Here is a 10,496-nt window from a genome sequence, read left to right as displayed (position 1 = left end):
TTATCCGGTATTAGCCCCGGTTTCCCGGAGTTATCCCAGTCTTATGGGCAGGTTACCCACGTGTTACTCACCCGTCCGCCGCTAACTTCTTGAGAGCAAGCTCTCAATCCATTCGCTCGACTTGCATGTATTAGGCACGCCGCCAGCGTTCATCCTGAGCCAGGATCAAACTCTCCAATAAAGTTAGTTTGTCTAGCATCTAAAAATAAAAATTGACGTTTCACGTTGTTTGTTTCGTTCAGTTTTCAAAGAACTACTTGGTCGCTCATTTGCGACTTCCTTATGTTAACATCTTCGTTTTTCGATGTCAACTAAGTTTTTCAATTTCTTTTTTGTCGTTTTCTGCGTTTCCGCATCGGCGACGTTTATTAATTTACCATATACAAACTATTAACGTCAACACTTTTTAATAAAAAGTTCTTTTTCTTACATAACGAATACATTCCTCTGCGTTAGCAACTCTCCGAAATAAACAAAAAATGATTTTATATCTTTCTTCCATCGCCTTTTTTACAACTTCATGAATACGCTCATCTTCAAAATCAAATAAAAGTTCCTCTAACTCTCTCTTTAATATGTATTCCATCTCTTTTCTCTCTTCTTTTGTCAACATCAGCCCAAGCAAATGATCACCTCAATAATTCCTTACGTAACAATAAACGTTTCGCTCATTTTCACTTATTACAATCCTATCATTCATTATATCCACTACTTACGATATTAATCCTTTGTTCTCTTTTTTATATTTACAGCATATATGTAACTGAAAAGGATTGGACAAAGGGGCGTAATATTATGTTTTTCTTTTTTATTACGAGTAAGAGAACTTTTAAACACATTAGCTTAATAGTGATACTTTCCTTATTTACAGCATGGCTACTCTTTTTAAAAACATATTCACATGAATCTGCTTTTTCAACTGCTACAGGTCCTAAAGTAATTTACAAAGGAGATACCGCTAAAAAGCAAGTTGCATTTACGTTTGATATTAGTTGGGGAGACAAAAAAGCAATTCCAATCCTTGATACTCTTAAAGAAAGACAAATTAAGAATGCAACCTTCTTCCTTTCTGCTGCATGGGCCGAAAGACACCCCGATATTGTAGAGCGCATCATGAAAGATGGACACGAAATTGGTAGTATGGGTTACAATTACACATCCTATACTTCTCTAGAGACGAACGAAATAAGACGAGACCTTTTACGAGCACAAGATGTTTTTACAAAACTTGGGGTAAAACAAGTCAAGCTGTTACGTCCACCTAGTGGCGAATTTAACAAGGTAACCCTTAAAATTGCAGAATCACTTGGATACACCGTCGTGCATTGGAGTAATAATTCCAACGATTGGAAAAACCCAGGTGTAAATCACATCGTTTCCACCGTCTCTAATAATTTGAAAGGTGGAGATATTGTCTTATTACACGCATCCGATTCTGCCCTTCAAACAAATAGAGCTTTACCGCTGCTCCTGCAAAAATTAAAAAGTGATGGATATGAGCAAATATCCGTATCACAACTTATTTCCAACACAAGTACGAAAAGTGAAGATGTGAAATAGCTTCGTCCCTACTACTCTTCACGTATAAAAAGCTCTACTACCTTTCAAAAAGGTGGTAGAGCTTTTTTAATCACACCATTTCCAGTAATATAACTGCTGATATATAAAACCTCTCTCTATTAAGCAGATTTACTCGTTTTTCCGATTAAACGATGTAATACAAGTAATTGATATGCATTACATAACAATAGCGGTATAACCATTAAATATAACCAATCTGTATCATTAATCCGAAGCGCCGGTACCCATTCAAGAATCGTTACAACAACCATAAAGAACAGAGCTGGCACAAATGCTTTTTTATTTGTTTCTTTACTTTTTACATAAGCAACAATTGCTCCAAACACAAATAAAATTCCAGCAACAAGTATGTTATTCCCCAATGAGATTTCTCCATTTGCAATAAGTACAGATCTTAAATACACAAAATCAAATAATACGAATGCAATAAAAAAGAGCTGGACTGCATTCCATAAAGACGATGAGCGAAACATCCCTAGTCCAAAACGATGGATTGTTAAATATGCAAAGAATCCCATTTGACTTATAACGCTAAAAATAAATCCTACACCCATCAACCAGAAAGATACCGCTAAAATCTCCTTAACGTCGAAATTTTGAAAAAATTCATTGTACCTGTCCCACTCCAAAACAAAACCAATAATAACTGTGCTAATCCCACCAAGAAACAACGTCGTTAAAAATAGTCGTACCCACTTGCGGCTATTCACAACACATCCCCCATTATCCTTATATTTCTAATTAAATTGTATCAATGACAATTTCAAAAAGCTAGCCATGTTCATGTATAAATTCCTTAAAGATATTTATATTAAAAAGAGAGAACTGTGCTGAAAGGAGTTCCAACTTATGAAACGGATACTATTCATTTTCGTTTCTTCTTTTCTACTTATCGCACTTGTAGCATGCGCACAAGGAAAAGAAACGAAATCCGAACTAGATTACGATCAAACAAAGAAAATGATTGTTGATATTTTAAAAACAGATCAAGGTAAGAAAGCTATTCAAGATGTATTAACTGATGAAAAAATGAAACAAGCACTCATACTAGATGAAACAGTAGTAAAGAAAACGATTGAAGATGCCATGGTATCCGATAAAGGGCAACAATTCTGGGAAAAGCTCTTTAAAGATCCTGAGTTCTCATCAAAGTTTGCTAAAAGTATGGGGAAAGAACAAACCCAATTAATGAAAACCTTATTAAAAGACCCTGAATACCAAGCAGGCGTTATAGAAATTATGAAAAATCCTGAAGTAGAAAAAATGATGTTACAAACAATGAAGAGTAAAGAATACCGTCAATATCTACAACAAGTACTAACAGAAACTACTGAAAGTCCACTCTTCCAAGCCAAGATGATTGATATCATTAGTAAAGGTGTACAAAAGGCTGAAAAAGGTGGATCTGATAAGAAAGAAGCAGGCGGTGACGGCGGTTCTCAAGGCGAGAAGAAGGAAGAACAGTAAAAATAATAACTATAATAACGAGTGGACAATGTATAAATTGTCCACTCGTTATTACTTTATCTTGCTATTAACAGACAAAATGGCCCTCTAGTTAAGCGAAAGGTTTACTAGTTGTTGCCAGTAACAGATGAGCCCCACTGATTAAAGTTTCGCTTTATTTTTGTGTAACAGCTGTTTTATCAATTACTGTTTCAGCTATTTTACTATAAATAATGCCGGTTGTATGTGTATCTTCATATACCGAAGGAGCAAAGTCTTCTTTATTCCAATCGGGTTGTTGCAGTGGAATACGCCCAAGAACATTTGTTTGTAGTTCGGTAGCTAACTTATCTCCCCCACCTCTTCCAAATACATATTCTTTCTCACCAGTTACCTTACTTTCAAAATATGCCATGTTCTCAACAACACCGAGAATACTATGTTCAGTGCGTAATGCCATCGCTCCAGCACGCGCTGCTACAAACGCAGCTGTTGGATGCGGCGTCGTTACAATAATCTCTTTGCAAGATGGCAACATTGAGTGCACATCTAACGCAATATCACCTGTGCCTGGTGGCAAATCTAATACTAAATAATCTAAATCGCCCCATTCTACTTCTGTGAAGAAGTGGTTTAACATTTTCCCAAGCATAGGTCCTCTCCAAATAACTGGTGCATTATCCTCTACAAAGAAGCCCATTGAGATTACCTTTACACCTAAACGTTCCACCGGAATTATCTTATCACCTCTTACGATGGGACGTTTTTCTATCCCCATCATGTCTGGCACACTAAAACCGTAAATGTCCGCATCAATAATACCAACTTTTTTTCCTAAACGAGCTAAAGCAACTGCAAGGTTAACGGAAACGGTTGATTTTCCCACGCCACCTTTTCCACTCGCAACTGCTAAGAATGTCGTTTTTGAATTTGGTGACAATAAAGATTCACTTTGCTCTGCTTCTTGTTCTGGTGCAAACTGAGCTAATTCCTCTTCTGTAAATTCTGCAAAACGAAGTCCAACTGTTGCTGCTCCAAGTTCTTTTAATAACTTTACAATTCCAGACTGCAACTGCATTTGTTCCGCTGTACCAGTTTTTACGATTGCAATTTTGACACTCACATGTTCCTTCTCAGGCTTGACTGTTACCTCTTTAATTGCACTTGTTTCTTTTAATGTTTTATGTAAAAACGGATCTACAATCCCTTCTAACGCTTCAACCACTTGTTCTTTCGTTACCATAATTAGCCCAGCCCCCTGTATGAAAAATAACGTAATGTTAATTGAATTTATCTCTGCTTATTCTTGAAATAAATGCGTTTACATTTCCAGTATAACATATTTTCCGAAAACTTCGTTAACGAGAGAAACTCAAAAAAATCCTCCTTATTCTGGAGGATTTCCTTTTTCCGTGAAATAGCGTAATATACCCCGGTATATTGCAGCCGCTACCTTTTGCTGATATTTCTCCGAATTTAACATATACCTTTCGTTCACATTCGATAAAAAGCCGGCTTCAATTAAAGCACCTGGTGTTTTAGAATACTTTAATAAATACACATGCGAAATTGTCTTAGCAGAACGATTCGTGTTCTCTAAACTTGTTCTCAATTCAGCCTGTATAAATTTTGCAGCACGTTCATTTTCAATTGAAGAGCGGTAATAGAACGTTTGTGCGCCCTTCGATCCACTACTAGTTAAAGCATTTAAATGAATACTTGCAAAAAAGTCTACATCAGGTTTATTGATGATTTCTACACGTTTTTTTAAATCCTCTGCTTTACGTCTACTATATGACTTTGTATCTTTGTTAGCTAAATCATAATCTCCCTCACGCGTTAAAATAACTAGTGCACCTTGTTCTTGTAAATAGTCTTGTACCTTTTTTGTAATTTCAAGCGTAATATCCTTTTCTATAATATCCTTTCCTCCAACAGCCCCTCCATCTGGTCCACCATGACCAGCATCTAATACAATTACTTTCCCTGATAAGGGTAAATTCCAAGCTCGCCACGATTTTGTAATTTGAAATTCTTGTTTGACTAAAAAAAACAATACAACCGCAGCGAGTGCAAAAGAGATAATTCGAATTCTCTTCATACCTTTCCTCCTCCAGCTAGTCCCTCTAATTACTTATATGGGACAAGAGGAAAGTTTATGCTTGTCTTAATGAAGCTTTAATCGATATCTTCTTTCACCTTTTTCATACCCTTCTTGCCACCACAATCCTATAAACTGCTGACAAGATTCAAAAAGTAATTCCTCATCTTTCAACTTTATTTCTCGCATAGTCATACTCGTTAAAAATTGAAATAGCGTTTCAGTTAATTGTTGTTCTTCTTCTAAAGCTCTATATTTCACATCAAAAAACGATTCACCATAATAACCAAATTTACTATATCTCGCTCCTAATAAATAAGATTCTATCCCTAATTCAATACAGTAATCTTCATACTGACGATGAAGCTCTTGCATTTGAAAGGCATCACGAATATTTGAACGTAATGTTTTTAATGATAATTCCCGCAACATCTTCCGCTCGTATTTTAACTGCTTTTCTTTTTGTTTTTCTTGTAAGCTGACAATGACATTCATAGTACTTATAAACCTCCCTAATACGTATTAGTCTAAACTTCTAAAGAAGAAGCATACGCGCGGCGGTAGCACTAAAATATTCCAAGCTATAAAAATTACAAAAGAGGAATGAAACATAAAAAAACCCCAACCAAAATGGTTGGGGTTTGTAGTTCGCAAAAATTAACGTTTTGAGAACTGAGGTGCACGACGTGCGCCTTTAAGACCGTATTTTTTACGCTCTTTCATACGTGCGTCACGAGTTAATAGACCTGCACGTTTTAGTGTTAGACGGTATTCTGGATCAGCTTTTAATAAAGCGCGAGAAATACCGTGACGAATAGCACCAGCTTGACCAGTGTATCCACCACCATTTACGTTTACAAGTACATCGTAGTTACCTAAAGTTTCTGTTGCAACTAGAGGTTGTTTCACTACTTCACGTAATGCAGCAAATGGGATATAGTTTTCAAAATCACGACCGTTAATGATAACGCGTCCTTCGCCTGGAACTAGGCGTACGCGCGCTACTGAACTCTTACGACGTCCAGTGCCATAGTATTGAACCTGTGCCAAAGTAAGCCCTCCTTTAATTAATTATCCGCGAAGTTCGTAAACTTCTGGTTTTTGTGCTTGGTGTGGATGCTCTGCTCCAGCATACACGTTAAGTTTCTTAGAAACTTGACGGCCTAAGCGTCCTTTTGGAAGCATGCCTTTAATTGCAAGCTCTAACATTTGTACAGGGTAGTTTGTACGCATTTCAAGAGCTGTTCTTTGCTTAAGTCCACCTGGGTGGTTAGTGTGACGGTAGTAAATTTTATCGTTTAATTTATTACCTGTTAAATGAATTTTCTCAGCGTTAATAATAATTACATGATCACCCGTGTCAACGTGTGGTGTAAATGTAGGTTTGTTTTTACCACGTAAAATGGATGCTACTTCAGTAGATAGGCGACCTAAAGTTTGACCTTCAGCATCAACCACATACCATTTACGCTCAACTTCGTTAGCTTTTGCCATAAAAGTCGTACGCATGTGTTTCCCTCCTCGTTATCTTTTCCATAGAAAAAATCTATTGTTTATCTTAAACACGATTTCCTTCCGGGGCTAATCGTGGTTTTAGAAACAATACCATATGTTATGATATACTTTTGAGTTTCTAATGTCAAGCAAATGTTACACCAGGATTAGTTGTTATAGTTTACCTCCCATAGGTAAAGCCCATGACCTGGAGCCATCTTTCCAGCAAACTGACGATTTTGTTTCGCTAAAATCTCTGGAATGCTATCAGGATCAAGCTTTCCTTGCCCTACGTTAAGTAACGTACCAACAATAATTCTGACCATATTATATAAAAATCCATTACCTACAAAACGAAAAATTAATTCATCGTCTTGCTCAATTAACTCGATTTCATAAATTGTTCGCACTTTATCTTTTTTGTCAGTTTTTGCCGAACAAAAAGAAGTGAAATCATGCGTTCCAATAAAATACGGAATTGCTTTTCTTATTTTTTTGATTTCGAGCGGATATGGATATTGATATACGTAATTTCTACGGAATACATCCGCAGTCTTTGATAATAATACACGATAACGATATTCTTTTCTCTCGACACCGTAACGTGCATGAAATTCTTCTGTTTTTTTCTCTACTTGCCTAATAACAATATCATCTGGCAACATTGTATTTAAAGCGTTACTCCATTGCCACTCTTCAAGAGACAAAGGAGTATCAAAGTGTATGACTTGTCCTTTTGCATGAACCGTAGAATCTGTTCTACCAGATGCCTGAACACGAACAAGTTCTCCCTTATGCAATTTCTGTAATGCTTTTTCTATCTCCTGTTGAACAGTACGATGCTTCGGCTGAATTTGATAACCACAAAAATGCATGCCATCATATGCAACCGTACATTTTATTCTATCCATTTCTCTATTCTCCATTACGATCGCACCCATGCCAAAATACAAGCTAAACAAAATAAGCTTACAATCGTTACTGTATCGCTTGTTTTCCAGCGTAGTTGCCTAAATTTAGTACGTCCTTCACCACTTTGATATCCACGAGCTTCCATCGCAATAGCTAAGTCCTCTGCACGCTTAAAAGCACTGATAAACAGAGGAACAAGCAGTGAGATAATAGCTTTCATTCTATCTTTTATCGGTCCCCCAGCGAAATCAATACCACGTGATGCTTGTGCTTTCATTATTTTACTAGTTTCATCCATTAATGTCGGAATAAAACGAAGAGAAATTGACATCATTAATGCGATTTCATGAACAGGAACCTTTATACGCTTCAACGGCTTTAATAACGTCTCCAAACCATCTGTAATTTCAATAGGTGTCGTCGTTAACGTTAATAATGTCGTCATTAAAATAATAACGAAGAATCGTACAGAAATGTATATCCCTTGCTCTAATCCTTTTTCATGTATCGAAAACCAACCAAGCTGGAGTAGTACATCCCCCTCTTTATTTGTAAAAATATGCAGGAAAAATGTAAAAAGAAAAATCCATAAAATTGGTTTTAAGCCCGAAAGTACATAACGAATCGGCACTTTTGCAAAAAATAAAGCAATGAGTGCATATAAAAATAAAAATCCATATGAAATCGCATTATTTGCTAAGAAAACAACAAATACATATAAAAAGACAATCAGCAGCTTCGTACGTGGATCAAGTTGATGAATAAGTGAATTCCCCGGGATATATCTCCCAATAATCAACTGCTGCATGATTCATGACCACCTTTTCGTAACACCTGCACAACTTCATGAGTAAGATCCTCTAAAGATAAGGTAGCCTTTGGAATTGAAATACCAAACTTCTCTTCAATTGCACGTTTATACTTTAATGACATAGGAAGATCCACACCAATTTTCTCTAGTTCATCAGCATGTGAAAATACTTCCTCTGCACTTCCTTGCAAAAAGACCGTTCCTTTATGCATAACTACAATCTGCTCCGCATACTGAGCGGCATCCTCCATATTATGCGTTACAAGGATAACTGTAAGCCCCTTCTCCTTATGCAACTTATAAAACATCTGCATAAGTTCGTTCTGCCCTTTTGGATCTAGACCTGCTGTAGGTTCATCTAATACAAGCACTTCAGGTTCCATCGCCAATACACCCGCTATCGCAACACGCCTCATTTGCCCGCCACTTAACTCAAACGGTGAACGTGTTAACAGTTCTGGCTCTAACCCTACAAGTTCAATTGCCTCTCTTGCCTTTTGCTTCGCTTCTTCTACAGATACCCCAAAATTAGTAGGGCCGAAACAAATATCTTTCTCCACAGTCTCTTCAAACAACTGATGTTCTGGGAATTGAAAGACAACCCCTACTTTTTTACGTAGTGGCTTTAGCTTTTTTTCTTTCTTTCCTGCCGAAATCAAATGTTCACCAATTTGAACTGTACCATTTGTCGGCTGCAATAAACCATTTAAATGTTGAATCATCGTCGACTTACCTGAACCAGTATGACCGATAATGGCATAATAGCCCCCACTTGGAAACGACACGTCTACATCATAAAGCGCGCGTCTTTCAAATGGAGTTTTATATTGATAACGATGTTCTACTTTTTGGAATGTAATCTCCAAAGTTCGTTCACCAAGCTTTCCATTGTAAGATGCGTATTTTGCAAAATAATTTCATTTCTTTTTAATAATTCTGCTATTTTCACCGAAAACGGTACATCTAAGCCAATTTCTTGGAGCATATGAGAGGACTTGAAAATTTTCTCTGGAGTCCCTTCCTCTAATATTTCTCCCTTATTTAAAATAATGACACGATCTGACTGTGCCGCTTCTTCTAAATCGTGCGTAATTGATAACACAGTAATACCTTTTTGATTAACAAGTTGTCTAACCGTTTCTACTACTTCACGTCTTCCTTGAGGATCTAACATTGACGTTGCTTCATCTAATATTAAAATAGATGGCTGAAGTGCTAAAACGCCTGCTATTGCCACTCGCTGCTTTTGCCCACCAGATAAGGAATGAGGCTCATCATTAAGAAAATCTTCCATACGGACAAGTCGTAAGGCCTGTTCTAATCTTTCAATCATTTGTTCTCTGGGCATTCCGATATTCTCTAAGCCAAATACAACATCATCTTGCACTGTTGTTCCAACAAATTGATTATCTGGATTTTGAAATACCATTCCAATTTGTTTTCGAACATCCCATACCGTTTCCTCTGATAAAACCATTGAATCATTTACTGTAATAGTCCCTGCTTCCGGCAAAAACAAACCATTCAATAATTTTGCAAGTGTAGACTTTCCTGAACCGTTTTGTCCAATAATAGATACCCATTCTCCCTCATATAAGGAAAATGAAACATCTTTTAATGCATACGTGGCTGCCCCAGGATATTGAAATGATATATTTCCTATCCGAAGTTTCTCTTTTTTCAATAGAAGGCACCCTTTCCTTCGCCAAGCTCGCCTATTTTTATATTTAAAAAAAAGGGCCATGACCAGTTTCTTGAAAAGAACTGTCCTGCCCTTTTAATTATCATTATACTAACTCGATAATTACCATTGGTGCTGCGTCTCCGCGACGTGGACCAATTTTTGCAATACGAGTGTATCCGCCTTGGCGCTCAGCATAGCGTGGAGCTACATCAGCGAATAATTTTTGAAGTGCATCTTGACCAGTCTCAGCGTTAGCTACTTCATTGCGAATGAAAGCTGCTGCTTGACGACGAGCATGAAGATCTCCGCGTTTACCTAAAGTGATCATTTTTTCCACTACAGAACGAAGTTCTTTTGCACGAGTTTCTGTCGTTTGGATGCGCTCGTTGATAATTAAATCAGTAGCTAAGTCACGTAACATAGCTTTACGTTGCGCACTTGTACGGCCTAATTTTCTGTATGCCATT

Annotated in this window: 14 protein-coding genes and 1 rRNA gene; 2 read left to right on the top strand and 13 right to left on the bottom strand. The window is 37.1% G+C overall.

Annotated features, from left to right (window positions below; translation table 11 throughout):
• Both ACO6VI_RS23990 and ACO6VI_RS23985 read right to left on the bottom strand, forming a co-directional pair.
• Nucleotides 1-181: ribosomal RNA gene (locus ACO6VI_RS23990) — 16S ribosomal RNA — on the bottom strand; the annotation flags it as partial.
• 225 nt (nucleotides 182-406) lie between these two features.
• The gene (locus ACO6VI_RS23985; RefSeq protein WP_000901145.1) at nucleotides 407-625 is read right to left on the bottom strand and encodes a hypothetical protein; all 219 of its coding nucleotides are present in this window, start codon (nucleotides 623-625) and stop codon (nucleotides 407-409) included.
• 170 nt (nucleotides 626-795) lie between these two features.
• Here ACO6VI_RS23985 and pdaB point away from each other — a divergent pair, with 170 nt between their 5' ends.
• On the top strand, nucleotides 796-1,560 hold the full coding sequence (gene pdaB / locus ACO6VI_RS23980; protein ID WP_000464718.1) for a polysaccharide deacetylase family sporulation protein PdaB: 765 nt from the start codon (nucleotides 796-798) through the stop codon (nucleotides 1,558-1,560).
• 119 nt (nucleotides 1,561-1,679) lie between these two features.
• Here the strand turns inward: pdaB and kbaA are convergent, their stop codons facing one another.
• Nucleotides 1,680-2,291, bottom strand: a complete 612-nt coding sequence (gene kbaA / locus ACO6VI_RS23975) for a KinB signaling pathway activation protein KbaA (protein ID WP_001088531.1) — start codon at nucleotides 2,289-2,291, stop codon at nucleotides 1,680-1,682.
• Between the two features lie 139 nt (nucleotides 2,292-2,430).
• On the opposite strand from kbaA, the gene gerD reads away from it, so the two are divergent.
• Entirely contained in the window at nucleotides 2,431-3,048 is a 618-nt protein-coding gene (gerD, locus tag ACO6VI_RS23970; protein WP_000821602.1) for a spore germination lipoprotein GerD, read from the top strand.
• A gap of 154 nt (nucleotides 3,049-3,202) precedes the next feature.
• Here the strand turns inward: gerD and ACO6VI_RS23965 are convergent, their stop codons facing one another.
• The 10 genes from ACO6VI_RS23965 to rplQ all read right to left on the bottom strand — a co-directional run bounded on the left by ACO6VI_RS23965 (nucleotide 3,203) and on the right by rplQ (nucleotide 10,495).
• The gene (locus ACO6VI_RS23965) at nucleotides 3,203-4,270 is read right to left on the bottom strand and encodes an Mrp/NBP35 family ATP-binding protein (RefSeq protein ID WP_000256623.1); all 1,068 of its coding nucleotides are present in this window, start codon (nucleotides 4,268-4,270) and stop codon (nucleotides 3,203-3,205) included.
• 144 nt (nucleotides 4,271-4,414) lie between these two features.
• Complete coding sequence (gene cwlD / locus ACO6VI_RS23960) at nucleotides 4,415-5,128, bottom strand: N-acetylmuramoyl-L-alanine amidase CwlD (RefSeq protein ID WP_000822439.1); 714 nt, start codon at nucleotides 5,126-5,128, stop codon at nucleotides 4,415-4,417.
• 66 nt (nucleotides 5,129-5,194) lie between these two features.
• A complete protein-coding gene (locus ACO6VI_RS23955) occupies nucleotides 5,195-5,623 on the bottom strand; it encodes a DUF2521 family protein (protein WP_001101005.1) in 429 nt (142 codons plus the stop codon).
• 162 nt (nucleotides 5,624-5,785) lie between these two features.
• Entirely contained in the window at nucleotides 5,786-6,178 is a 393-nt protein-coding gene (gene rpsI / locus ACO6VI_RS23950) for a 30S ribosomal protein S9 (protein ID WP_000079986.1), read from the bottom strand.
• Nucleotides 6,179-6,199: 21 nt separating this feature from the next.
• Nucleotides 6,200-6,637 carry a 50S ribosomal protein L13 gene (rplM, locus tag ACO6VI_RS23945; RefSeq protein ID WP_001260795.1) on the bottom strand — a complete coding sequence of 146 codons (438 nt, stop codon included), beginning with the start codon at nucleotides 6,635-6,637 and terminating at the stop codon, nucleotides 6,200-6,202.
• A 152-nt stretch (nucleotides 6,638-6,789) separates the two neighbouring features.
• A complete protein-coding gene (gene truA, locus ACO6VI_RS23940) occupies nucleotides 6,790-7,533 on the bottom strand; it encodes a tRNA pseudouridine(38-40) synthase TruA (RefSeq protein ID WP_015055073.1) in 744 nt (247 codons plus the stop codon).
• Nucleotides 7,534-7,547: 14 nt separating this feature from the next.
• Nucleotides 7,548-8,342: an energy-coupling factor transporter transmembrane component T family protein gene (locus tag ACO6VI_RS23935; protein WP_001186530.1), complete on the bottom strand. Its 795-nt coding sequence runs from the start codon at nucleotides 8,340-8,342 to the stop codon at nucleotides 7,548-7,550.
• The gene (locus ACO6VI_RS23930) at nucleotides 8,330-9,211 is read right to left on the bottom strand and encodes an energy-coupling factor ABC transporter ATP-binding protein (protein WP_000406539.1); all 882 of its coding nucleotides are present in this window, start codon (nucleotides 9,209-9,211) and stop codon (nucleotides 8,330-8,332) included. Before ACO6VI_RS23930 ends, ACO6VI_RS23935 begins: the two co-directional genes overlap by 13 nt.
• Nucleotides 9,187-10,029, bottom strand: a complete 843-nt coding sequence (locus ACO6VI_RS23925) for an energy-coupling factor ABC transporter ATP-binding protein (protein WP_000711762.1) — start codon at nucleotides 10,027-10,029, stop codon at nucleotides 9,187-9,189. The genes ACO6VI_RS23930 and ACO6VI_RS23925 overlap by 25 nt, the downstream gene beginning before the upstream one ends.
• Before the next feature lie 103 nt (nucleotides 10,030-10,132).
• The gene (gene rplQ / locus ACO6VI_RS23920; protein WP_000331490.1) at nucleotides 10,133-10,495 is read right to left on the bottom strand and encodes a 50S ribosomal protein L17; all 363 of its coding nucleotides are present in this window, start codon (nucleotides 10,493-10,495) and stop codon (nucleotides 10,133-10,135) included.
• Between the last annotated feature and the right edge of the window lies 1 nt (nucleotide 10,496).

This window comes from Bacillus sp. PSXD-155 (assembly GCF_049310765.1).
Lineage (GTDB): Bacteria > Bacillota > Bacilli > Bacillales > Bacillaceae_G > Bacillus_A > Bacillus_A cereus.
The sequence above is the reverse complement of the archived record's forward strand: the minus strand, read 5'-3'. Positions and strand labels throughout refer to the sequence as shown.